19 protein-coding genes and 1 tRNA gene are annotated in these 22,890 nt (G+C 62.4%); 15 read left to right on the forward strand and 5 right to left on the reverse strand.

Annotation, left to right across the window (positions count from 1 at the left end; all coding sequences use genetic code 11):
• Window positions 1-26: 26 nt before the first annotated feature.
• From pheS to AC1ROT_RS12840, 3 genes are read left to right on the forward strand one after another with little or no spacing between them, the layout of a single operon-like run.
• On the forward strand, window positions 27-1,109 hold the full coding sequence (gene pheS, locus AC1ROT_RS12830; protein ID WP_492999420.1) for a phenylalanine--tRNA ligase subunit alpha: 1,083 nt from the start codon (window positions 27-29) through the stop codon (window positions 1,107-1,109).
• Window positions 1,106-3,514 (forward strand): phenylalanine--tRNA ligase subunit beta, encoded by a 2,409-nt coding sequence (gene pheT / locus AC1ROT_RS12835; RefSeq protein WP_492999421.1) that lies wholly within the window; start codon window positions 1,106-1,108, stop codon window positions 3,512-3,514. Before pheS ends, pheT begins: the two co-directional genes overlap by 4 nt.
• Before the next feature lie 22 nt (window positions 3,515-3,536).
• On the forward strand, window positions 3,537-5,258 hold the full coding sequence (locus AC1ROT_RS12840; protein ID WP_492999422.1) for a carbamoyltransferase C-terminal domain-containing protein: 1,722 nt from the start codon (window positions 3,537-3,539) through the stop codon (window positions 5,256-5,258).
• Here AC1ROT_RS12840 and AC1ROT_RS12845 read toward each other — a convergent pair.
• Together AC1ROT_RS12845 and AC1ROT_RS12850 are read right to left on the reverse strand one after the other, a co-directional pair.
• Window positions 5,255-6,196: a glycosyltransferase family 2 protein gene (locus AC1ROT_RS12845; protein WP_492999424.1), complete on the reverse strand. Its 942-nt coding sequence runs from the start codon at window positions 6,194-6,196 to the stop codon at window positions 5,255-5,257. The two genes, AC1ROT_RS12840 and AC1ROT_RS12845, sit on opposite strands and share 4 nt — an antisense overlap.
• A gap of 41 nt (window positions 6,197-6,237) precedes the next feature.
• A complete protein-coding gene (locus AC1ROT_RS12850) occupies window positions 6,238-7,440 on the reverse strand; it encodes an aromatic ring-hydroxylating oxygenase subunit alpha (protein WP_492999425.1) in 1,203 nt (400 codons plus the stop codon).
• 213 nt (window positions 7,441-7,653) lie between these two features.
• On the opposite strand from AC1ROT_RS12850, the gene AC1ROT_RS12855 reads away from it, so the two are divergent.
• Entirely contained in the window at window positions 7,654-8,634 is a 981-nt protein-coding gene (locus AC1ROT_RS12855; protein ID WP_492999426.1) for a tripartite tricarboxylate transporter substrate-binding protein, read from the forward strand.
• Window positions 8,635-8,690: 56 nt separating this feature from the next.
• Window positions 8,691-9,761 (forward strand): tartrate dehydrogenase, encoded by a 1,071-nt coding sequence (locus tag AC1ROT_RS12860; RefSeq protein ID WP_492973383.1) that lies wholly within the window; start codon window positions 8,691-8,693, stop codon window positions 9,759-9,761.
• Window positions 9,762-9,846: 85 nt separating this feature from the next.
• Here the strand turns inward: AC1ROT_RS12860 and AC1ROT_RS12865 are convergent, their stop codons facing one another.
• Both AC1ROT_RS12865 and AC1ROT_RS12870 read right to left on the reverse strand, forming a co-directional pair.
• Window positions 9,847-10,959 (reverse strand): sensor histidine kinase, encoded by a 1,113-nt coding sequence (locus AC1ROT_RS12865; RefSeq protein WP_492999427.1) that lies wholly within the window; start codon window positions 10,957-10,959, stop codon window positions 9,847-9,849.
• Window positions 10,960-11,092: 133 nt separating this feature from the next.
• Window positions 11,093-11,791, reverse strand: a complete 699-nt coding sequence (locus tag AC1ROT_RS12870) for a hypothetical protein (RefSeq protein ID WP_492999428.1) — start codon at window positions 11,789-11,791, stop codon at window positions 11,093-11,095.
• 175 nt (window positions 11,792-11,966) lie between these two features.
• On the opposite strand from AC1ROT_RS12870, the gene AC1ROT_RS12875 reads away from it, so the two are divergent.
• The 5 genes from AC1ROT_RS12875 to AC1ROT_RS12895 all read left to right on the forward strand — a co-directional run bounded on the left by AC1ROT_RS12875 (window position 11,967) and on the right by AC1ROT_RS12895 (window position 17,135).
• Window positions 11,967-12,149: a DUF3606 domain-containing protein gene (locus AC1ROT_RS12875; RefSeq protein ID WP_492999429.1), complete on the forward strand. Its 183-nt coding sequence runs from the start codon at window positions 11,967-11,969 to the stop codon at window positions 12,147-12,149.
• A gap of 399 nt (window positions 12,150-12,548) precedes the next feature.
• Window positions 12,549-13,028 (forward strand): PaaI family thioesterase, encoded by a 480-nt coding sequence (locus tag AC1ROT_RS12880; protein ID WP_492973380.1) that lies wholly within the window; start codon window positions 12,549-12,551, stop codon window positions 13,026-13,028.
• A gap of 15 nt (window positions 13,029-13,043) precedes the next feature.
• Entirely contained in the window at window positions 13,044-14,846 is a 1,803-nt protein-coding gene (gene lepA / locus AC1ROT_RS12885; RefSeq protein ID WP_492973379.1) for a translation elongation factor 4, read from the forward strand.
• A 37-nt stretch (window positions 14,847-14,883) separates the two neighbouring features.
• Complete coding sequence (locus AC1ROT_RS12890) at window positions 14,884-16,725, forward strand: hypothetical protein (protein WP_492999430.1); 1,842 nt, start codon at window positions 14,884-14,886, stop codon at window positions 16,723-16,725.
• Entirely contained in the window at window positions 16,722-17,135 is a 414-nt protein-coding gene (locus tag AC1ROT_RS12895; RefSeq protein ID WP_492999431.1) for a DCC1-like thiol-disulfide oxidoreductase family protein, read from the forward strand. The genes AC1ROT_RS12890 and AC1ROT_RS12895 overlap by 4 nt, the downstream gene beginning before the upstream one ends.
• Window positions 17,136-17,147: 12 nt before the next feature.
• Here the strand turns inward: AC1ROT_RS12895 and AC1ROT_RS12900 are convergent, their stop codons facing one another.
• Window positions 17,148-17,465, reverse strand: a complete 318-nt coding sequence (locus AC1ROT_RS12900) for a hypothetical protein (protein ID WP_492973378.1) — start codon at window positions 17,463-17,465, stop codon at window positions 17,148-17,150.
• 91 nt (window positions 17,466-17,556) lie between these two features.
• Between AC1ROT_RS12900 and AC1ROT_RS12905 the strand changes: the two genes are divergently transcribed.
• The 5 genes from AC1ROT_RS12905 to AC1ROT_RS12925 all read left to right on the forward strand — a co-directional run bounded on the left by AC1ROT_RS12905 (window position 17,557) and on the right by AC1ROT_RS12925 (window position 22,885).
• Window positions 17,557-17,647: transfer RNA gene (locus AC1ROT_RS12905), tRNA-Ser, on the forward strand.
• Window positions 17,648-18,064: 417 nt separating this feature from the next.
• Window positions 18,065-18,577 carry a sigma-70 family RNA polymerase sigma factor gene (locus AC1ROT_RS12910; RefSeq protein WP_492999432.1) on the forward strand — a complete coding sequence of 171 codons (513 nt, stop codon included), beginning with the start codon at window positions 18,065-18,067 and terminating at the stop codon, window positions 18,575-18,577.
• A 125-nt stretch (window positions 18,578-18,702) separates the two neighbouring features.
• The gene (locus tag AC1ROT_RS12915) at window positions 18,703-19,677 is read left to right on the forward strand and encodes a FecR family protein (protein ID WP_492999433.1); all 975 of its coding nucleotides are present in this window, start codon (window positions 18,703-18,705) and stop codon (window positions 19,675-19,677) included.
• Between the two features lie 189 nt (window positions 19,678-19,866).
• Window positions 19,867-22,320: a TonB-dependent siderophore receptor gene (locus AC1ROT_RS12920; protein ID WP_492999435.1), complete on the forward strand. Its 2,454-nt coding sequence runs from the start codon at window positions 19,867-19,869 to the stop codon at window positions 22,318-22,320.
• Window positions 22,321-22,591: 271 nt separating this feature from the next.
• Window positions 22,592-22,885 carry a hypothetical protein gene (locus AC1ROT_RS12925; RefSeq protein WP_492999436.1) on the forward strand — a complete coding sequence of 98 codons (294 nt, stop codon included), beginning with the start codon at window positions 22,592-22,594 and terminating at the stop codon, window positions 22,883-22,885.
• Window positions 22,886-22,890: the final 5 nt, after the last annotated feature.

The following is a 22,890-nucleotide window of genomic DNA, read 5'->3' on the forward strand; positions in this document are numbered from 1 at the left end:
TGTTGCTTAAAGAATCCTGAGGAACGATGACCGAGATCGCCCGACTGGCCGCTGAAACCGAAAGCGCCGTCACCGCCGCGCAGAGCCTGGATGCGCTCGAAGACGCCCGCCTTGCCGTGCTCGGCAAGAAGGGCTGGCTCTCGGCCGCCATGAAGGAACTCGGCGCGCTCGCGCCCGACGACCGCAAGGCGCGCGCCACGCAGCTGAATGAAGTGAAGGATCGGCTCACCGCCGCCATCGAGACGCGCAAGGTCACGCTGGGCGATGCGGCGATCGATGCGCGGCTGAAGGCGGAAACGCTGGATATGACGCTGCCGCTCAACGACGGGCCCGAGCAGCAAGGCCGCATTCATCCGGTCAGCCAGGTGATCGACGAGATCACCGAGATTTTCGCCGCGATGGGCTTCAGCATTGCCGAAGGTCCGGATATCGAGGACGACTTCCACAATTTCACGGCACTGAACATGCCGGCCGAGCATCCGGCGCGTCAGATGCAGGACACCTTCTATCTGCCGCAGCGCCAGGACGGCGAACAGATGGTGCTGCGCACCCATACCTCGCCGGTGCAGGTGCGCACCATGCAGGGCGGTCCGCCGCCCTATCGCATCATCGTGCCGGGCCGCACCTATCGCAGCGACTACGACATGACCCATACGCCGATGTTCCATCAGGTGGAGGGTCTGGTGATCGACCGCGCCACCCATATGGGCCATCTGAAAGGCGTGCTGACCGAATTCTGCAAGGCCTTCTTCGAGACCGACAAGGTGAAGATGCGCTTCCGCCCCAGCTATTTCCCCTTCACCGAGCCGTCGGCGGAAGTCGACATCAACTGCTCGCGCGAGGGCGGCGTGCTGCGCGTGGGCGAGGGAGACGACTGGCTCGAAATCCTCGGCTCCGGCATGGTCAATCCGAAGGTGCTGCAGCATTGCGGCCTCGATCCCAATGAATGGCAGGGCTTCGCCTTCGGCATGGGCATCGACCGCATCGCCATGCTGAAATACGGCATTCCCGATCTGCGCGGTTTCTTCGACGCCGATCTGCGCTGGCTCAAGCATTACGGCTTCGTGCCGCTCGACCTGCCCACGCTGGGCCAGGGAGTCGCCCGATGAAGTTCACGCTCGCCTGGCTCAAAACCCATCTCGACACCACGGCCTCGCTCGACCAGATCGCCGCCAAGCTGACCAGCATCGGCCTGGAAGTGGAAGGCATCGAGGATCGTGCCGCCGTCTTCGCGCCTTTCATCGTCGCCGAGGTGAAGAAGGCCGAACCGCATCCCAATGCCGATAAGCTGCGGGTCTGCGAAGTCTATACCGGTATCGAAACCTTCCAGGTCGTCTGCGGCGCACCCAATGCGCGCGCCGGCATGAAGGGCATCTTCGCGCCTGTTGGTTCTACGGTGCCGGGCACGCAGTTGCTGCTCAAGGCCGCCACTATCCGCGGCGTCGCCTCCAACGGCATGCTCTGCTCCGAACGCGAGATGGGCCTCACCGACGAACACACCGGCATCATCGATCTGCCGCTCGACACACCGCTCGGCGCGCCGATGGCCAAGGTCTTCGGCCTCGATGATCCGGTGATCGAGATCAAGCTGACGCCCAATCGCGGCGACTGCCTTGGCATCCGCGGCATCGCCCGCGATCTGGCGGCTGCCGGTCTGGGCAAGCTGAAGCCGCTGGCTCTGCCATCGATCCCGGGTGCCTATAAAAGCCCGATTGGCGTGTCGCTCGATTTCCCGGCCGGTGCCGAGAAGGCCTGTCCGGTCTTTACCGGCCGTCATATCCGCGGCGTGAAGAACGGGCCTTCTCCCGCCTGGCTGCAGCAGCGTCTGAAGGCCATCGGGCTCCGTCCCATTTCTGCCTTGGTCGATATCACCAATTTCTTCACCTACGATCTCGGCCGTCCGCTGCATGTCTTCGATGCGGCAAAGGTCACCGGCAACATCACGGCCCGTCTGGCGAAGACCGGCGAGAAGTTGCTGGCCTTGGATGGCAAGGAATATGCGCTGGATGACACCATCACCGTCATTGCCGACGATGCCGGCCCCGAAGGCCTCGGCGGCGTGATGGGTGGCGAACATTCCGGCTGCTCGTTCGAGACCACCGAGGTCTTCATCGAGAGCGCCTGGTTCGATCCGCTGCGCACCGCCACCACCGGCCGCAAGCTCGGCATCCATTCCGATGCGCGCCACCGCTTCGAGCGCACCGTCGATCCGGCCTTCGTGCGGGGTGGCGTCGATGTCGGCACGCAGATGATCCTCGATCTCTGCGGCGGCGAAGCCTCCGAGATCGTGGTGGCGGGCACCGAGCCCGACTGGAAGAAGACCGTGACGCTGCGCCCCACGCGCCTGCTCGGCCTGGTCGGTTTCGACTTGCCGGTGGCGGTGCAGACGCAGATCCTGGAATCGCTCGGCTTCTCAGTCACGGCAAAGGGCGATGTGCTGTCGGTCGATGTGCCGTCCTGGCGTCCCGATATCGATGGCGAGGCCGATCTGGTCGAGGAAATCGCGCGGCTTCATGGCTTCGACGCGATCCCGGCCGAACCGCTGCCGCCGCTGCGTGCCGTGCCGGCGCCGGCGCTCACCGCTCCGCAACGCCGCGTGCGCATGGCCAAGCGCGCGCTGGCCGCGCGCGGCCTGGTCGAAGCCGTCACCTATTCCTTCATCAAAACCGCGGAAGCCGAAGTCTTCGGTGGCGGGCAGGCCAGTCTGCTGCTGATCAACCCGATCAGTGCCGATATGGCGGCGATGCGGCCCTCGATCCTGCCGGGGCTGATCGCTGCGGCGAAACGCAACATGGATCGCGGCACCATGGATGTGCCGCTGTTCGAGATCGGGCCGCAATATGCCAGCCCCGACATGGACGGCCAGGCCATGGTCGCCGCCGGTATCCGGCGCGGCCAGACCGGCCCGCGCCACTGGCGCGAGCGTCCGCGCAATGTCGATGCTTATGACGCCAAGGCCGATGCGCTGGCTGCACTTGCTGCTGCCGGTGTCGATACCGCGCCGCTGATGGTCATGGATGGCGCGCCCGACTGGTACCATCCGGGCCGTTCGGGCACCTTGCGCCTCGGCCCCAAGACCGTGCTGGCGGCGTTTGGCGAACTGCATCCGCGCGCGTTGAATGCGCTGGATGTGAAGGGGCCTCTCGTCGGCTTTGAGGTCTATCTCGACCGCATCCCGGCCAGCCGCGCCAAGCCCGGCGTGCGCACCAAGCCGGCCCTGAAGCTGTCGGAACTGCAGGCGGTGGAGCGCGACTTCGCCTTCATCGTCGATGCCGCCATGCCGGCCGATACGCTGCTGAAAGCCGTGCGCGGCGCCGACAAGGCATTGATCAGCCGCGTCGCGGTCTTCGATGTCTTTGCCGGTCCGGGGATTCCCGAAGGCAGGAAATCGCTGGCCATCAGTGTGCGCCTCGAACCGCAGCAGCAGACGCTGACCGATGCGGAGATCGAGGCCGTGGGCAAGAAGATCGTCGCTGCGGCCGAAAAGGCCTGCGGCGCGAGCCTGCGCGCGTAGCGCAGAAGGAACGGGTAAAGGCATGTATATCCTGGGCATCCATTCGGGCTACCACGACGCCTGCGCCGTGCTGTTCGACGATTACCGCATGGTCGCCTCGGTGGCGCTGGAACGCTTCACCCGCCGCAAGATCGACGGCGGCCGTATTCCCATCGAAGCGATTGCCGAATGCCTGGGGATTGCCGGCATCGGCATGGAGCATATCGGTGCCGTGGCGTTGTCGCGCGGGCCCTTCCCCAGCCGCTATTTCCAGCATTTCCCGCTGCCGCGCCTGGTCGAGAACCGCGTGCGCGAGGCCGTCGGCCTGGAAAAGCACAAGAGCATGGAGCGCGAATGCGTGCGCTACGGCCGCACCGACAGCGCCGCCATGTTCAACAGCGCCGCCTTCCTGCGCGACCTCGGCTGCAACAGCAATATTCCGCTCACCTTCTACAACCACCATGAATCGCATGCGCTGGCGACGCTGTTCCATACCGACTGGCAGGACGCGCTGCTCTATACCGCCGATGGCGGCGGCGACAATGTGCAGTACAGCCACCGCATCCTGAAATACGGCCGGCTGGCCACGCTCTATGGCGGCGATGAAGGCCTGACCGAAAAGCTGAAGATCGATTCGCTCGGCCTGGCCTATGGCTATGCCACCCAGGCGCTCGGCTTCCGCATCAACAAGCATGAAGGCAAGCTCACCGGCCTGGCCGCACTCGGCGAACCGGCGCTGGCCTCGGCGCTGGCCTCGCATTTCAGCATCGATGACGATGGCCGCATCGACAGCGATTTCGCGTCCTATCCGGAAATGCGGCGCTGGATTTTCGGCTGGGCCGAAGGCCATCCGCGCGAGATCGTCGCGGCCTCGGTGCAGAAGGTGCTGGAGGATTTCATCACCGAGTCGATCCGCCGGCTGCTGAAAAAGCACGACATGCGCAAACTCGGCCTCTCGGGCGGCGTGTTCGCCAATGTGAAGCTGAACCAGCGCCTGGCCGAGGAACTGCCGGTGGATGAGGTCTTCATCTATCCGGCGATGAGCGACCAGGGCCTGGCGGCCGGCGGCGTGCTGCAGCATCTGCTGGAGCGCGACGGGCTGGAGACCTGGCTGTCGAAGCGCTACCGGCTCGACGATGTGTATCTCGGCCGCGACTACAGTTTCGATATCGATCCGGTGCTCGGCGGCGCCGGCGCGGAGCTGGTCAGCAGCGAGCCGGTGCAGGCCGCCGCGGCTTTGCTCAATGCCGGCAAGGTGGTGGCGATCTATACCAAGGGCATGGAATACGGCCCGCGCGCGCTCGGCGCCCGCACCATCATGGGCGCGCCGCTGAAGGCCGAGATCAACCAGACGCTCAACGAGCGCCTCGACCGCTCGGAATTCATGCCGTTTGCGCCGGTGGTGCGCGACGTGGATGCCACCCGCATCTTCAAGCTGCCGCCGCAGTCGCTCTATGCCGCGCGCTTCATGACCATCACCTGCCAGGTGCAGGAGGAATGGATCGACCGCATCCCCGCCGTGGTGCATGTGGATGGCACCGCCCGGCCGCAGGTGATCCGCCGCCAGGACAACCCGCTCTATTACGACATCCTCACCGCCTATGCCGAACTGTCGGGCGTGCCGGTGCTGATCAACACCAGCTTCAACGTGCATGAAGAGCCGATCATCAACACGCCGGCGGAATGCCTGCGCGCGCTGAAGGAAGGCCGCATCGATTACGTGGTCAGCGAAAGCGCCGTCTGGCAGCCCGGCAAGACGGCTTAAGGATAGCCCTTGTAGAGGCGGAAGCCGTCGATCTGGCTCGGCACGCCGAAATCCTTCAGGCCGCCGGCGATCAGCGCCGCCTCGTTCACCGGCAGCGGCAGCCGCGCCTGCAGATAGCGCAGCCAGCTCTGCCACAGCGGCGTATCGGTGGCGTGGCGGCGGCGATAGCGCAGCGCGCGCCCGGTGGCGCGCTTCACCGCCAGCCGGCGCTGCGCCGGGGTGAGCCGCGGATTGTCGCGCAGGATATCCAGCAGGGTCAGATTGACGTCGTGCAGCACGCGCGGCACCTGGGCCGACAGCCGGCCCGGCGCGACGGCCGGTGTCAGCGCCACCGGCGCCGCCAGTTCGACGAAGCGGCCGAACGCCGCCACCTTGATCTGCAGCGAATAGTCCTGGGTGATGCTGTTGACGGCGCAGCCGCCGGCACGGCCATAGAGCGCGCGCGGCATCATCATGAAGCTGGGGCAGATGAAGGAATTGCGGATCAGCATCGACAGCGGATCCTCTACCACCCGGCTGGGCGGCATGGCGTCATCGGCGGTCGGCCAGACAACCGGCGCGCCGACCTGGTATTCCACGCCGGTACCATAGGCCATTGCCGCGCCGGGCGTCGCCTGCAGGGCCTGCAGCAGCCAGGCGCCGGCCTGCGGCACCAGGATGTCGTCGCCATCGACGATCTTTAGGAAGTCGTGGCGTGCCGCTGCGGCGGCGGCATTGGTGGCGGCGCCCGGACCGCCATTGGCGCGGCGCAGCACCTGCACATTGCCCCAGCCGGCGGTCAGGCTTTCGATCAGCTCGGGCGAGCCGTCGGTCGAGCCGTCATCGACGAAGATGAACTCGCGGGCGAAATCGCCCTGCTGCGCTGCCAGCCCGGCGATCACGCCCGGCAGGTACGGGGCCTTGTTGTAGACGGTGAGGATATAGGAAACGCCAGACATCGGCGGAGCATACGCAGGCCGCCAAAGCGGCGCAACGCCGCCTAGGTCGCGTCCGTCACACTAATATCCGTGACGCTGGTCAGGCCGGTCCAGCGGTCCAGCTCCTCATGCAGGGCGCGAATGCCGATCTCCAGCTTGCCATAGAGCATGGTCCTGTTGGCGCCCGACGTCATGCCGATCTGCGCCTGTTCGGAGATATGCAGGTCTTCGGCCTGGAACACGCCGCTCTCGATCAGGTCGAAGCTGCGCTGCCAGTGCTCGCGTTCCTTGTCGTCGCGCGGGTGGTGCGGCACCAGCATGGTATGGCTGAACAGCACCTCGTCCACGGCGGTGGGATACAGGCTGAGCAGGCTGGTGTAATCCGGGCTCAGCACCAGGATCGTGTTGGGCCAGAGCATATAGGCAAAGGTGCTGTGCCGGCGCTCGTCCCAGGCGCTTTCCGGCAAGGTCGGCACCTCTGAAAACTCGGTACGAGGAAGCAGCGTGCGCAGATGCGGCCCCAGATGGTCCAGCACCGCGGCATTGTCGCGGAAAAAGCCGGCCAGCGTGGTCTTGTGCAGCCGCACCACGTGATAGGCCTCCAGAAAGGCGTCCATCACCAGTTTCCAGTTGCACTTGCGCCGGGTCAGCGCGCGGGCGAACACCTGCATGCTGCCAAAGCCATGCACGGCCAGGTCCTGCTCCATGCCGGCCAGGAAGGGATCGATCGCCAGCGGCGGCGCCTCCGGATCGACAAGGCCGAAAATCACGCCCTCGCGCACATCCAGCTGGATCGGCGTCAGGCCGTATTGCGCCTTGTCCAGGCCGGGGAAGCCGTCTTCGAGGGGAACGTGTTTGAGCGCTCCATCAAGACCGTAGGTCCAGTTATGGTAGGGGCAGGTGAACTGGCTGCGTTTGGCGATGCCAGTCTCCGTATTATTACAAAGCCGCGTGCCGCGATGGCGACAGACATTGAGGAAGCCGCGGATCTGCATGTCGCGGCCGCGGGCCAGCAGCAGCGGCTGGCCGATGATGTCGAGCACCAGCGTATCGCCGGGCTTGGGCAGCATGGCGGCATGGCCCAGCACCAGCGGCGCGCGGCGGAACACGGTCGCAATCTCGCGGGCATAGCGGTCCGCCCCGGCATAGACCTCGGGCGCGATATGGAAGGGTCGGTCGGGCAGCCGGTCGGTGCAGGCCATGTCGGGCTGGTCGACCATGGCGAGCAGGCGGCGGAACTGGGCCAGATGCGGGGCGTAGTCCATCCCGACGTTTTCACTCCCGTGACGTTTCTGTTTGATGTCAGGGAAGCACAGCGGCGGCGAAATGCAAGACTGTCGTAACGGCAGCGCCCCCTGTCACTCTGCCGCCTTATGCCCGCTCGGCATCAACCAAGGCCGCAGCAGCATTGGCGTTACGGGGTGCCGTCGCTGTAGGGTCAATGCCCTATAAGACCAAAAGAAAATCCGGAGGAAACCATGCGTTCAATTGCTCCTGGGGCCGCTCTTGCGGCAGCCCTCGTTCTGGTTGCCGGCCATGCTGCAGCGCAGAACTGGCCGACCAAGCCGATCACCGTCGTCGTGCCTTATGCCGCCGGCGGCCCGACCGACACGGTGGCGCGCCTCACCGCGCTGGGCCTGTCGCGCCAGCTCAACAACCACACCGTGCTGGTCGAGAATGCCACCGGCGCCGGCGGCACCATCGGCGCCAATCGCGTCGCCACCGCCGAGCCAGATGGCCATACCCTGCTGGTGCACCATGTCGGCATCTCCACGGCGGCCACGCTGTATCGCAAGCTGCCCTACGACACCAAGACCTCGTTTGCGCCGATCGCGCTGCTCACCGATTCGGCGATGACCATCATCGCGCGCGAGGACTTCCCGCCGAACTCGCTGCCGGAGCTGATCGCGCATCTGCAGAAGGAGAAGGACAAGGTCTCCTATGGCAATGCCGGCATCGGCGCCGCCTCGCATCTCTGCGGCATGCTGATGATGTCGGCCATGAATGTGCAGCTCAACACCGTCGGCTATCGCGGCAACGCGCCGATCATGCAGGATATCCTGGGCAAGCAGCTCGACATGACCTGCGACCAGGCCACCAACACCACCGGCCAGATCAAGGCCAAGAAGGTGAAGGCCTATGCCATCACCACCAAGGAGCGCCTGGCCGATCTGCCCGACCTCGCCACCGCCGACGAGGCCGGCCTCAAGGGCTTCGAGGTCAATGTCTGGCATGCGCTCTATGCGCCGAAGGGTACGCCCGACGCCATCGTGCAGCGGCTGGCCGCGGCGTCCCGTGCGTTGCTGAAGGATGCCGAGATCGTCAAACGCTTCGCCGATATCAACACCACGGTGGCCTCCGATGCGCGCGCGACGCCGCAGGCGCTGAAGGCGCATCTGGAGGCGGAAATCGCCAAATGGGCGCCGCTGATCAATGCCGCCGGCCAGTATGCTGACTGACCGGCGCTAATCTGTTTAAGTCTCCCCAGTCTGCAAAAAAAAGGACGCGTATAAAAATGGCCAAGAAACACAGGATCGCCACCATCCCCGGCGACGGCATCGGCAAGGAAGTGGTGCCCGAGGGCCTGCGGGTGATGGATGCCGCCGCCCGCCGCTTCAGCATCGATTTCCAGTTCGACCATTTCGACTGGAGCGTCGATTACTATCTCAAGCATGGCAAGATGATGCCGGATGATTGGAAGCAGAAGATCGGCGGCCATGACGCCATCTTCTTCGGTGCGGTCGGCTGGCCCGAGAAAGTCCCCGATCACATTTCGCTCTGGGGCTCGCTGATCCAGTGGCGCCGCGAATTCGACCAGTATGTGAATCTGCGCCCCGTCCGCCTGATGCCGGGCATTCCCTCGCCGCTGGCCAACCGCAAGGTCGGCGATATCGACTTCTGGGTGGTGCGCGAGAATACCGAGGGCGAGTATTCCTCGATCGGCGGCCGCATGTTCCATGGCACCGAGCGCGAATTTGTGGTGCAGGAAACCATCCTCAGCCGTATCGGCACCGACCGCATTCTCAAATTCGCCTTCGAGCTGGCGCAGAGCCGGCCGAAGAAGCACCTGACCTCGGCCACCAAGTCGAACGGCATCTCGATCACCATGCCCTACTGGGACGAGCGCGTGGCCGAGATGAAGAAGGGCTATCCGGGCCTGAAGGTCGACCAGTACCATATCGACATCCTCACCGCGCATTTCGTGCAGCACCCGGACTGGTTCGATGTCGTGGTCGGTTCCAACCTGTTCGGCGATATCCTGTCCGATCTGGGCCCGGCCTGCACCGGCACCATCGGTATTGCTCCTTCGGCCAATCTCAACCCGGAGCGCAAATTCCCTTCGCTGTTCGAGCCGGTGCATGGTTCGGCGCCGGATATCGCCGGCAAAGGCATCGCCAATCCGGTCGGCCAGATCTGGTGCGGCGCCATGATGCTTGAGCATCTCGGCCACAAGGACGCGGCCGATGCGGTGATGAAGGCCATCGAGGATGTGCTGGAAGCCGGGCCGCGCACGCCCGATATGGGCGGCCAGGCGAATACGCAGGATGTCGGCAAGGCGATTGCCGAGGCCGTGGCCAAGGGCTGAAGCGCCCAGCATGCAGTGTCATTCCCGCGAAAGCGGGAATCCTGACGTCGACTGAAATAGTGCCGGCCGGCGCAAGCCGGCCGCTTCAGGCCTGGCTTTCGGCCTCCGGCGCCGCATCGGCGCGGGCGAAAAAGATCGTCACGCGCATGCCTTTGCCGGGCGAGGAGACGACGTCCAGGCGCGCGCCCACATTCTGCCGCAGCGAGCGCACGATCAGGGCGCTGAGTTTGCCCTGCCTGGGCCAGTCCGTGGGGCTGTTCAGGCCGATGCCGTCATCGGCGACCACGACGCGGCAGCCCTTGCCGTCCACCAGGCTGTGCAGCGTCACCGTGCCGCCATCGCGGCCGGCAAAGGCGTGTTTCAGCGCATTGGTGAGCAGCTCGTTGACCACCAGCCCGGCCGGCATCGCCACATTGATCGAGACCGGCCAGGTATCGACCTTGAGATCGAGCCGGATGCCTTCCACCGCATGGGCGCGCATCACGGCGGCGGCGATCTGGCTGAGATAGACGCCGAGATCGACCGTATCGCCAAACGACTCATCCGACATCGAGCGGTAGAGCAGGGCCAGGGAATCGACCCGGCCCGCCAGCCGGTCGAACCGTTCGCCGGTCGCGCCCTCCGGCAGGTTGCGGGTTTCCATGCGGATCAGCGCGGTGATCATCTGCAGATTGTTTTTGACGCGATGCTGCAATTCGCGCAGCAGCGTGTCTTTCTCGCGGATGCGCTGCTCCAGGTCATCCGCGCCGGCTTTATCGCGGGTGCCGATTTCGGCCAGGCCCAGCAGGCGGAAGATCGGCGTGCCATCGTCATCCAGGATGACGTTCGACCAGGCATCGACGGCAACCGGCGCGTCGGGGCGCGCGATCTGGAAGGTGCCGATATAGTCGTCTTCCTCGGCAATTACGTCGCTCAGCTTGCGCGTGCCGTCTTCGGCAATGGCGATATCGACAACGCTGTCCCAGCTCTTGCCGCTGACCTGCGCCGCCGGCCGGCCGGTCAGGCGTTCGAATTCGATATTGGCATAGGTGACCTGCTCGGATGGCTGCAGTTCCGAAACGACGATCGCAAAGGGGATATGGTCGAGAAACTGCCTGAAGCGGTCGCTTTCCAGCACATCGGCCAGATGCGGCGTCTCCAGCAGCTGTTCCAGCGGCTTGGCGTCAGTTTCTGGCGGCGTATTGGCGTCGGTGGTCATGCCGCGATGTCCCATCCTGTAGCACCGATCTTAACAGGTCTGGCGGGCCGGGTCAGCAGGGGCGCGGGATTCGTGTGGCGCCGCGCCATGGCCAAGCTTCGCTTGATGGGCCTTTCCGACGCAGCCGTTTCGTCTATTTCTGCGGCAATTGTGCGGTCAGGTCATCGACAATCATCGGGATGACGGCGCGCAGGCCTTCCGCGGCGATATCGGGTCGCGCCAGTACATCCTGTGCTTTCTCGAAGCCGTATTTCTCGGCCGGCCGCAGGATAGTGTAGCCGATGGTCGCCGCATACGCGTCGTAACGATAGGTTTTCTGCATCAATGTGCGTGCCGACCGCAGATCTGTCAGGCGTGCCTGGATGGTGAGCGATGGCCCGACCTTTCCCCAGACGCGCCGCTCATATGAGCTTGTTTCGATGGCGAGATCGAGCACGGCATCCGCATTGGCGATAGTTGTATAGCTATCCATCAGCTTTTCGGGACTGCGCCGCTGCGGCTTGATCTGCATGACGTCGTATTTGTTACGGGTCAGCGCGGCATTGAGTGCCGCAGTCAGTTCATCACCCAGGGCCAGCTTCTGATCCGCCAGCGCCTGTGTCAGGGTCTTGCCTTGTCCCGGGCCGGACAACGAGCCACCCAGCGTGCCGGCTGCGGCGCCCGGACCCACGGCGACACCCATGGCGACGGCCGATCCTAAATCACCCTGCACGAGCGCATACTGCGTGGGATTTTCTGGACCGGCCAGCGCGATGCGCCCGATTGACCGCGCCTGTTCGGCCGTCAAACTCTGCGGCGCGCAGGCGGCCAGTAAAGCCAGCACGGCGATCACGGACAGCAGACGACTGACAACAGGATTGGGCCGGCGCAACATTGAATCCCCCTATGAATGCCAGACTCTGATGGACCCGGGAGTGGTGCGTCAACGGCTGCGCCCGGTGCTGACGGAACCACATCGGTCCTGCGGCATTGAATCCCGCATCGCCACGGCAGAGGAGGGGCATCCCATGACCGACCTGCGCAAGGATTTCACGCCGCCCGATCCGGCCCGGGTCAATCTCGAGGCCGATCTGGAGGTGCGCTACTGGTGCCGGCATTTCACCGTCACCCCCGACCGCCTGCGCGAGGCGGTCGACCGGGTCGGCGGCTCGACCCATGCGGTGGAGCAGGAGCTGGGTCGGCCGCACTGAACCGGCGACAGCGCCGGTTTGACATTTCGATCATTTGTTCCTATAATGTTCTTCTGGCGCGACCGGTCTTTCCGGCCGGGTCTCTGCTGTTGTCCATCGTGAATCCGTTTTCCCGTGCATCGTCTCACGGCGACCGCAGAGCCGGTTACTGAACATGCCCTGGTTACCGAATACTCCCTGGGCTCAGGATGGCGCGAAATGGCTCAGGATGGTCCGAAATGGCGTCGCGCTGGCCAGGTTTGGCAAAGTTTGGTCCACTTTGGCTCAAGAAGGCGCGCGTTGTCAGGGTTGCAGGGTTTCAGCCGTGCTAACCGCCTGAGAATCCTGAGGCTGCCGGCGCTTTGCGGCGCAACAGACCCGCGTTGCCGCTGCCGCCCCCGGATGCTACAACCCCGGCCCATGAGCGCCGCCCCCGAATCCCCCGCTGCTGCCGCCATTCCGCCCGGCATGAAGGAACTCAACTTCATGGGATTCCTGGCGGTGAACGGCCCGCTCTGGGGCCGGCTGGAAGACACCGACGGCACCGCCGTGCCGGTGCTGGGCTTCCGCGTCGAGCAGCGCCACTGCAATCCGATGCAGATCTGCCATGGCGGCATGCTGATGACCTTTGCCGACATGGTGCTCGGCCTGGCCGCCTCGGCCTCTGCCGGTGGCCGCAAATTCCTGCCCACCGTGAACCTGGCGGGCGACTATGTCGGGCCGGCGCCGCTGGGCGCCTGGGTCGAAGGCAAGGGCCGCCTGCTGCGCCAGACCCGCAATCTCAGCTTCGTCGAGACGCTGATCACCGCCGATGGTGCGCCCTGCCTGCGCGCCAGCGGCATCATGAAGATTCCGGCCCGCGAGGCGCGCGAAAGCGACCTCATGAGCCTGTTCCGCTGAGCATAGATAGACATCGTGGCCACTGATCTTTCCCTGATCCGAAACTTCTCGATCATCGCCCATATCGACCACGGCAAGTCGACGCTGGCCGACCGACTGATCGAGGCCTGCGGCGGTCTCGAGAAGCGCGAGATGAGCGAGCAGATTCTCGACAGCATGGATATCGAGAAGGAACGCGGCATCACCATCAAGGCGCAGACGGTGCGCCTGAACTATCATGCGAAAGACGGCAAGGATTACGTCCTCAATCTGATGGACACGCCCGGCCATGTCGACTTCGCCTACGAGGTCAGCCGCTCGCTCGCCGCCTGCGAAGGCTCGCTGCTGGTGGTCGATGCCTCCCAGGGCGTCGAAGCGCAGACTTTGGCGAATGTGTACCAGGCGCTCGATGCCAAGCACGAGATCGTGCCGGTGCTCAACAAGGTCGATCTGCCGGCCGCCGATGTCGACCGCGTCAAGCAGCAGATCGAAGATGTGATCGGCCTCGATGCCAGTGATGCCGTGCCGATCTCGGCCAAGACCGGCATCGGCATCGACCTGGTGCTGGAAGCGCTGGTCACCCGCCTGCCGGCGCCCAAGGGCGACCGCGAGGCGCCGCTGAAAGCGCTGCTGGTCGACAGCTGGTACGATGCCTATCTCGGCGTCGTCGTGCTGTTCCGCGTCATCGATGGCGTCATCAAGAAGGGCATGAAGATCAAGTTCATGTCGTCGGGCGCCGTGCATCCGGTCGAGCGCGTCGGCGTCACCACGCCGAAGAAGGTCATGGTCGACGAACTCGGCCCCGGCGAAATGGGCTTCTTCACCGCCGCGATCAAGGAAGTGGCTGATACCTCGGTCGGCGACACCATCACCGAGGACCGGCGCCAGGCCGAGACGGCGCTGCCGGGCTTCAAGCCCTCCATCCCGGTGGTGTTCTGCGGTCTTTACCCGATCGATGCCGGCGCCTTCCCGGAGTTGCGCGAAAGCCTGGGCAAGCTGCGGCTCAACGACGCCAGTTTCCATTTCGAGATGGAAAGCTCGGCCGCATTAGGCTTCGGCTTCCGCTGCGGCTTCTTAGGATTGCTGCATCTGGAAATCATCCAGGAGCGCCTGGAGCGCGAGTTCAACCTCGATCTCATCACCACGGCGCCCAGCGTGATCTATCACGTCTACAAGACCGACGGCTCGATGGAAGAGGTGCATAACCCCGCCGACATGCCCGATCCGATGCTGATCGACCATATCGACGAGCCGTGGATCAAGGCCACCGTGATGGTGCCCGACGAATATCTCGGCGCCATCCTGAAGCTCTGCGAAGAGAAGCGCGGCCGCCAGGTCGAACTGACCTATGCCGGCAACCGCGCCATGGTGGTCTATCGCCTGCCGCTGAACGAAGTGGTGTTCGATTTCTATGATCGCCTCAAATCGATCAGCCGCGGCTATGCCAGCTTCGATTACCAGATGGACGGTTACGAGGCGGGCAACCTGGTGAAGATGACCATCCTGGTGAATGCCGAGAATGTCGACGCGCTGGCCAGCATCGTCTATGCCGGCCGCGCCGAGACCCGCGGCCGCCAGCTCTGCGAGCGGCTGAAAGAGTTGATCCCGCGCCAGATGTTCAAGATCGCCATTCAGGCCGCCATCGGCGGGCGTATCGTGGCGCGCGAGGATATCTCGGCGCTGCGCAAGGACGTGCTGGCCAAGTGCTACGGCGGCGACATCAGCCGCAAGCGCAAGCTGCTGGAGAAGCAGAAAGAGGGCAAGAAGCGCATGCGCAATGTCGGCAATGTGGAAATCCCGCAGGAAGCCTTCATTGCCGCGCTCAAGATTTCGGACTGACTTTGCGCCTGCCGGGGATAGGAAACTGTCTGGGGGGATGATGATTGTTTGGATGAAGCCGGTTTGGGTGGCGCAAAACGCGTTCACCCATATCACCCGTGGATTTCTGACTATCATCGGTCTGGACGAGAGCCGGCCAGCGCATCTGTCCGTGGGCATCGTCAGGATTGCCCTTTTCTCTTCTATACTCTGGGTGCACTTTATTCTGGTCGCCGCCCTGAATGGAGGCGATTTTGCCGGCTTTCTGCATGGCTTTCGTGACACCAGGTTTTATCCCTTCAGCCTTCTGAAGCTGTTCGGGAATCGTCCGCCCGCGCCGGCATTCTGGGACGTGGTGCTGTATGCCTCGGCCATATCCACTGTCATGGCTATCGTGGGTTTCATTACAAGGCCGGCGATGGTCGTCAGCGTCCTTTCAACCCTGCTCCTGGCCTTGCTGGACGCGGGTTGGTTTTCTTACTGGTCGCACCCTTACAATGTTGTCTTTCTGGCTGGCCTGGCGTTCATGTTCGGGAATGGCGGCGCGACGCTTTCTGCAGACAGAATCATCTTGCGGTTCGTACTCTGGTGGCCGTTCTCTCGCCGGGACAGTCTGGTTCTCTGGCCGGTAATGATGGCGCAGGCGGCTGTAGCGTTGTTCTACTTCGCCTCCGGCTACGCCAAGCTTTACAATGCCGGTGTACAATGGGTTATCACCGACAATTTGCGGAACGCGCTGGCCCTCACATGGATGGGTTATAAGGAATTCGTCGTCCCGGTTTACGTGGAATGGCTGTGGTCGTCGCCGGCGATTTGGATCTCTGCGGCGGCATTGCATCTGGTCACCCAGTTCCTGCCCATTCTCGCTGTTTTCACGCCGCATCGTCCTTATTTGCGGCTAGCCGAAGGCATAATCTTCGCGGCCGGTGTCATCCTGCTGAAGATGTTCATGACAGTCTGGAATCCCTGGTGGCTTCTGCTGACGGCTGTTTTTGTGGACTGGGATTTTTTTGCGGGAAAGCTCGCCGGCTTCCGGCACTCCGCTTTTGCTTCGGCTTCCAGGTGGGAGTTCCGCAGTTCGGCAATTTTCTCGGCCGTGTTTCTTGGTTATTATGTTTTTGTTTTCGGTTTCCAGCGCGGCCATCAGGAGCTGAATTATCCATTCTGTTCGATGGACATGTATTCCGGCGTCATTGCCCAGCCGCCTTACCGGCAGCATATGCCATATGACTGGCGCCGCGCCGCCGTCACTGTGAAGGCTCCTCATTGTCCTGCGGAAGGGGGGCGCTGGCGCAACATCACCGGTAAATCGCCGGATGATCTGTCGGGACTCTTCGATGGCATTTCGCGAAAAGCGACTTTTGATGACCCAGTCTTTTTCCGCTGTCAGCAAGGAGAGATCACCTTCGCAAATCTGAAGGAATCTCTCTATATGATGGCTTATACAGATCATTCAGTCGAAGACTATGCCGGCGCTCTTGCAGCCACGCGGGCCTTTCTGCCGCCCCTGCCAGAAGGGTCGCGTATCAATCTGCATACTCGCATCTACCGGTATCCGGCATATCCCGAATCCCCCGCACCGATTATACCGCATCAGGCCTTGCGGGCCGTGCAAATGCCGGACGGCACGGTGCGCAGTGTGCAGGGCCGTGTTTCACGACAGGGCGATGAGGTTCGGATCGGCCTGAATATTATGGGTTACAGGGATCCGAAAATCACCATCACACAGCGCGCCTCGCCAGACGCGCCGCTGCAGGATGTCAGCATTATCCGAAAGGTCCCGGATGCACTGATCGTCAGGGCATCAGAATGGCATGATGCTTACTTCACGGTCCTGACCGTGCAGGAGAGTGGTGAAGTCGAGTCCGTTGCTTTCTGGGGACCGGGGACGGGGTCGTGAAAAATGCCCTGAATATAAAGGGTCCCGCCATTGTCTATGATGGCGAATGCCCGGTGTGTTCTCGCTATGTCAGTGTTTTTCGCCTGCGGGATGCACTTGGGCAGTTGATATTGATTGATGCCCGGAAAGATGCGGACCTTGTGGCGAGAACTGCCGAAGCTGGTTACGATCTGAACGAAGGCATGCTGTTTGTGATCGATGATCGCGTGTACGCAGGCGCTGACGCCATGGTCGCCATGGCGTTGATGACATCGGGCAGCAATGTCTTAAATCGATTGATGGCGCTGGTTTTCCGTTCTCACCGCCGTGCGGCGATCCTCTATCCTGTTCTGCGCGCCGGTCGCGCCTTTCTGCTTTTTTTGCTGGGCAGAAAGAAAATTCCGAATAGTGCAGTCAAGACCTCAGACTGAAGCCGCAGAAGCCTAAGCCAGGGCCCCGAAGCGCTGCCGGCGTTTCGGCGTGCGGCTCTGGAACACGATCAGCAGCAGCAGGCCCAACGCGCCGAACACCACGGCGGCGGGCCAGCCCAGCAGGGTGACCACCGCCGGGTCCCAGACCGCCGGCGGCGTCCAGCTTTGCAGAACCTCCAGGCTGCCGGCATCCAGGCGGCGCCAGAAGTCGCCGATGGCGATAAAGCCGAAGCGGCCGGTTTCCAGCCAGCGCAGGCCGTCGCCGCCCAGCGCCAGCAGCGCCAGCGCCAGCAGCAACCAGCCCAGAATGCGTCCCAGCAGCACGGCCATTTCCCCCTGAATCCGCCTGTCGTGACAGCATGTTAAGCCCAAGGCCTGGCCGATTGCAAATTCGCTCGCGGCGGGTATAGTGCCGGCCGCTGGAGAGATGGCCGAGCGGTCGAAGGCGCACGCCTGGAAAGTGTGTATACCTCAAAAGGGTATCGTGGGTTCGAATCCCACTCTCTCCGCCACTTCAGTCCCTGACCAGGACGATATTGCACATGCAGTGTCGGCTGCCGCGTTAGTTGGCAATTTCCCAGATCGCTGGCAACTCCGACCACACATTCTGGCAATGGGTGGTCACGCTGCCGCGCTTCGTGCTAGGGTATGCAGGATAGCGTGGTAAAACCCATCCGCATCGCAGGCAGACATGATGTAGCTGCCCCGGACATGGCCCGCCGGCATCTCGCTTTTTGACCGATGAGAGTTTTTCGTCTTGGTCTGCCCGCATCGCATAGATGCGTTGTGCCTCGCCGCGGAGCTTTATCGCATTGCCCTGCTCAAGACCCATCACTTCGAAACGCGTGATTGGGGCCGGCATTGCATGTTGCGAACCGTTCGCAACTTTAATATGGTCGCCCTCAGAATCTTGAATTCAGGCGATCGACGTGCGGCACGACCGACAAGTTTTGACCCTCTTCATGGCACACCGCGGAAAGCTGGTGTCCTATGCGAGCGGCATTGTCGGCAACAGCGCGCAAGCCGAAGACGTCGTGCAGGAAGCCTATATCCGGTTCAACGCCGCGGCTGTCGAAGACCGCATTATCGATGAACCGGTCAGCTACCTCTATCGGATTGTCCATAATCTGGCTCTCGATGGCCGACGACGTCTCGCAAGAGAAGGGCGGCACATCCTGCCCGCGCTTGATGGAATTTTTGAAGAGTTCCCGGCGGACCGGCCGTCGCCCGAGACCGAGGCTGTCGACAAAGACGAGGTGCGCGTCATGCGGGCTGCGATAGCTGAACTGCCGGAGCGGATGAAAATCGCATTCGAAATGCATCGGTTTGGCGAATGCACAATCAAAGACATCGCTGAATTCCTCGATATCTCAGCCGGTCAGGCCCATTCCCTGGTTGTTAAGGCCCTTGACCACTGCAGGCAACGCCTGCGCCGCTCTTGAAGGTGTGAAAATCTTTGAATATGACCAGCGCCAACTCGTTAGAAGATTAGGAGGTATCCTGGAGCCGCTTTTTGCGTAAACCATTCAGACACCGTCTGCATAGTTGCCCCAGGTAGACGACAGGTATGACCCCTGCATCTGATAATCATGTCGCCCCGCTGACAGCTAGCGATTGGCTGATCATGCTCTCTGATGACCCCGGCAACCGGGTTCTCAGAGCGCAGTTCGATGCCTGGCTGGCGAACAACGAGCAAAACAAGCGTGACTGGACTGAGGTCGCTCACACGGCCGCGGTTGTCCGGCATGCGACTCCTCAGACTGCCGCGGTCTGGAGCGAGTTTGCTGCCGATCGCGCTGCGTCGCGCCGGTCAGTCGGGATAGTGCGCCGCAATATGCGGGTTGGATTTGCCGTCGGTGCAATGGCGCTGGCGGCAATGTTGGCCGTCTTCGTCCTGCCATCGGTGCTGGTGCGGGTGCAGGCAGACCATGTTGCGGATACGGGCAAAGTTTTGTCGGTGCCGCTGGCTGACGGGAGCGTCGTTTCCTTGAGCCCGCGGAGCGCCGTTGCCGTAAGCTTCAAGAAAGGCCACCGTGAGGTTCGGCTTTTGCGTGGTGAGGCGTTTTTTGACGTCAGCCCAGATCCGAACCGGCCATTCAAAGTTCAAGCTTGGAAAACAGAGACGACTGTCCTGGGAACTGCCTTTGATGTCAGGCTGCTCGGTGATGGTGCTGAAATTGCGGTTGAGCACGGCCTGGTTCAAGTCGGGTTCGGATCGGACAAACGCCGTCTTGGGGCGGGCGACTGGATTCGATTGGGCGGAGCCGCAGCGCCGGTTTCTGGCCGAGCGAACCCCGACACCGCGCGGGCGTGGGTGGAGGGCCAGCTAATCGCCCGGGATGAGCTCGTTGGCGACGTGGTAGAGCGCCTCCGGCCCTACTTTGGCGGCCTGATCGTGGTGAGGGGTAACCTCGCTTCTCAGACCCTGACCGGGGTCTTCAATCCTTCAGATCCAGAAGCTGCCCTGAAGTCGATCGCCAGCGCCCTCAAGGCCGATGTTGCCCGAATGACGCCTTGGGTGCTCATAATTTCCAAGCCATAACAGGTACTTAACCTGGCTTCGGGAGATTTCTCGAAAAATCTTTGAATATGACCGGAGGGCCAGCGTCCCAAGGTCAGGAGCAGCTAAGAAGCATTTGCATCAAGCGCTCCTGGTGTCTTTGGCTGGTCATTGGAGATTTCGGGGATGTTGGGGGAAGTGTCTAACGGCCGCCGTGCGCGACAGGCCGGAATGTTGCTGCTGTTGGTTTCCACTGCAATCGGGACGGCTATACCAGTCCAGTTTGCTATGGCCCAGGCCGCCCAAAGCCAGCAGGTCGCTCAGGCCGCGCCCCAACGAATCTTCAATATTGCCCCACAGCAGCTGACCGATGGCCTCACTGCATTTGGGCAGCAGTCGGGCATGCAGATTTCTGTGCGCGGCGATTTAATTCGCGAAATTCAGACGCCGGGCGTAACTGGCACCATGACCCCGACGCAGGCGCTTGAGCGTCTCCTGACCGGCACTGGCTTCGGCTATTCACTGACCGGTCCGAACACTGCCACGCTGGTGGAGCTGCCGAAGTCGAGTGGTGCGGCTGTCCTGCCGCCGGTGACGGTGGAAGGGCGTGCCGTTAATCCGAATTCGACGATGACGCCAATGCCGGAATATGCCGGTGGCCAGATCGCGCGCGGCGGGCAAATTGGCATGCTCGGCAACAAGGACGTGATGGACACGCCGTTTTCGCAGACAAACTATACAAATAACACGATTGTAAATCAGCAGGCGCGGACCGTTCAGGATGTTCTGTTGAATGATCCGTCGATACTGACGAAACAAAACAGCGCAAGCGATGAAGACGGCTCAATAACTATTCGGGGTTTCTCGCACACCCTGTCATCCGGTAACGGTAGTCTGAACGGCCTGGCGGGTATGGCTCCGTTGCGTACGCCGGACATGGATTACATGGAACGCGTCGAGGTGCTGAGAGGGCCGAGTGCTCTGCTGAACGGCATGGCGGCTTTCGGGCAGGGCGGTGTCGGCGGCTCGTACAATCTCGTCACCAAGCAGGCCAGCGACGAACCGGTCACTCAGCTGACCGCGCGGTATGGCTCCATCATGCAGCTTGGCACTCATCTGGATCTCGGCCGCCGCTTTGGCGCGGAGAAGCAGTTTGGCGTTCGTGTCAACGGAGCGTACCGCGAGGGCGATACGGCGGTGGAACCGGTCTCCGCAGAAGTTGGATCGGCGGCGATCAATATGGACTATCGCGGCGAGCGCGTCCGGATATCCGGTGACGTCGCGCATCAGTCGAACGACGCCAGCCCGCAGATGGTACAGCAGCTCGTTCTCAGCGGTGTCGGTGGCGGCATCGTCCACGTTCCGAAGGCCCCTGACGCCGGAACCAGCCTCAATCCGACTTGGAGCAGGCAGCCCAGCAACTTAACCCTAGGCATGGTGCGTGGCGAAGCCGACATCACCGACGCTGTCATGGCCTATGCCGCCATCGGCAAGCAGACATTGGATTTCTCACTCATAGGCCCGAACCAGCCGAGGCTGCTCAGTACGGGCGGAACTTTTGGATGGAATAACGTCGAGCACACGAATTTTTCCTATGACGTGTTGTCCATGCAGGGTGGATTGAGGGCAAAGGCCGAGACCGGGCCGGTGAACCATGCATTCAGCCTCAACCTGTCGCAGTCCAAGATGGAGATTGGGGAGGCGCAAGCGACAACCCCATTTACCTACACCACAAACATTTATAATCCGGTATTTGGCGGCGCTACGTCAGCCGTTGATCCTGGCGATCCAAAGAAAACAAACGAAACACGGACTTCGAGCATCGGCATCGCCGATACCTTGTCGATCCTCGAAGAGCGAATCCAGTTCACCGGAGGCATTCGTCACCAGCGAGTGGAATCCGACAGTTTCAATACGACGACTGGCGCCATAACATCCGGTTATGACAGCGACGCATTGACCCCCGCTCTGGGTCTGGTCGTCAAGCCGTGGAAGAACGTCTCTCTCTACACCAACTATATAGAAAACCTGCAGCGCGGAATCATTGTCGGCACATCGTTTTCGAATGCTGGCGAGGTATTTGCACCCTATGTCAGCAAGCAGTACGAAGCGGGTGTTAAGGTCGATTGGGGAACGGTCACGAGCACACTGGCGGTGTTCCAGATCGCCCAGCCCAACACGATCAGCATTGCCGGCACGCCACTGCCGAGGCAGGCACTTGATGGCGAGGTGCGCAATCGCGGTATCGAACTGAACGGCTATGGTGAGGTCATGCCCAGCGTCCGCCTGATGGGCGGACTCACCCTGATCGACAGCCAGCAGACTAAGACCCAGGGTGGTCTCTATGACGGCAACAGAGAAGCTGGCGTCCCCGTCATCCGGACTGTGGTCGGCAGCGAGTGGGATACGCCGTTTCTGCAAGGGCTGACGCTGACCGGTCGTTTCACCTACACCGGCGATCAAATGGTCAGCAGCACCAACAACAATTTGAAGATTCCTGCATGGGAGGTCGTCGATCTTGGTGCACGGTATGTCTGGGACTCGCCATGGAACAACAAGCCGATCACGTTCCGCTTCAATGTCGATAACGTGTTTGACAAAGACTATTGGTCGGCATCGAACTTCAGGTATGTCCAACTCGGCGCGCCCCGCACCTTCTGGCTTTCGGCATCTGTGGACTTCTGAGTCATGGTCGCGGTCCTGGCACTGGGACTGACCATAGCCGGGTGCGCGTGCCTTTACCTTGCGAGCCCCAATCAAAAGTGGCTGGCGCAGGCTTTGCCGGGGAGGCCCGTCCTTGTGGCGGGTAGCCTGTTGCTAGCGGCCGGACTTACCGCATGGATTGCGGCATTGCGGCCGTTGGCTGGCTTCTTCGTCGCGCTACATGTTGCCATGGTTTGCCTCGTTGTCTTTCCTTATTCGGCTGTACTCCGCAGCCTCGGGCGGAAGAGCTGACATGCGAGGCGATATCCGTTCCGACTGGTGGGGCAAGGCCAGTGCCGGCGTAATACTCGGTTTCGGTCTGGCACTCTCGCTGGTCGGCCTCTACGCCTATCTGGGGCCCGGCGGTATCGATGCGCCGGGCGGGCGCTACTCATTGATGCGCTATCTCGAAGTGTTTGTCTGGACCGCGGTGTTCGGCTTCTGCTTCCTGTTTCGCAGCGGTCCTTCCGCCTGGGCATGGCTTGGCGCGGCGAACCTCATCGCCTTCGCGGCGCTGTTCGCCTGCCGCTTCGTCTTTTTTGCGTGAGGGCA

Source organism: Ferrovibrio sp. GW821-FHT12E11 (genome assembly GCF_058806975.1).

Excerpts from the sequence above, each read along its gene's own strand:
- pheS (WP_492999420.1), top strand. The coding sequence starts at position 27 with ATGACCGAGATCGCCCGACTGGCCGCTGAAACCGAAAGCGCCGTCACC.
- pheT (WP_492999421.1), top strand. The coding sequence starts at position 1,106 with ATGAAGTTCACGCTCGCCTGGCTCAAAACCCATCTCGACACCACGGCC.
- AC1ROT_RS12840 (WP_492999422.1), top strand. The coding sequence starts at position 3,537 with ATGTATATCCTGGGCATCCATTCGGGCTACCACGACGCCTGCGCCGTG.
- AC1ROT_RS12845 (WP_492999424.1), bottom strand. The coding sequence starts at position 6,196 with ATGTCTGGCGTTTCCTATATCCTCACCGTCTACAACAAGGCCCCGTAC.
- AC1ROT_RS12850 (WP_492999425.1), bottom strand. The coding sequence starts at position 7,440 with ATGGACTACGCCCCGCATCTGGCCCAGTTCCGCCGCCTGCTCGCCATG.
- AC1ROT_RS12855 (WP_492999426.1), top strand. The coding sequence starts at position 7,654 with ATGCGTTCAATTGCTCCTGGGGCCGCTCTTGCGGCAGCCCTCGTTCTG.
- AC1ROT_RS12860 (WP_492973383.1), top strand. The coding sequence starts at position 8,691 with ATGGCCAAGAAACACAGGATCGCCACCATCCCCGGCGACGGCATCGGC.
- AC1ROT_RS12865 (WP_492999427.1), bottom strand. The coding sequence starts at position 10,959 with ATGACCACCGACGCCAATACGCCGCCAGAAACTGACGCCAAGCCGCTG.
- AC1ROT_RS12875 (WP_492999429.1), top strand. The coding sequence starts at position 11,967 with ATGACCGACCTGCGCAAGGATTTCACGCCGCCCGATCCGGCCCGGGTC.
- AC1ROT_RS12880 (WP_492973380.1), top strand. The coding sequence starts at position 12,549 with ATGAGCGCCGCCCCCGAATCCCCCGCTGCTGCCGCCATTCCGCCCGGC.
- AC1ROT_RS12890 (WP_492999430.1), top strand. The coding sequence starts at position 14,884 with ATGATGATTGTTTGGATGAAGCCGGTTTGGGTGGCGCAAAACGCGTTC.
- AC1ROT_RS12900 (WP_492973378.1), bottom strand. The coding sequence starts at position 17,465 with ATGGCCGTGCTGCTGGGACGCATTCTGGGCTGGTTGCTGCTGGCGCTG.
- AC1ROT_RS12915 (WP_492999433.1), top strand. The coding sequence starts at position 18,703 with ATGACCCCTGCATCTGATAATCATGTCGCCCCGCTGACAGCTAGCGAT.
- AC1ROT_RS12920 (WP_492999435.1), top strand. The coding sequence starts at position 19,867 with ATGTTGCTGCTGTTGGTTTCCACTGCAATCGGGACGGCTATACCAGTC.
- AC1ROT_RS12925 (WP_492999436.1), top strand. The coding sequence starts at position 22,592 with ATGCGAGGCGATATCCGTTCCGACTGGTGGGGCAAGGCCAGTGCCGGC.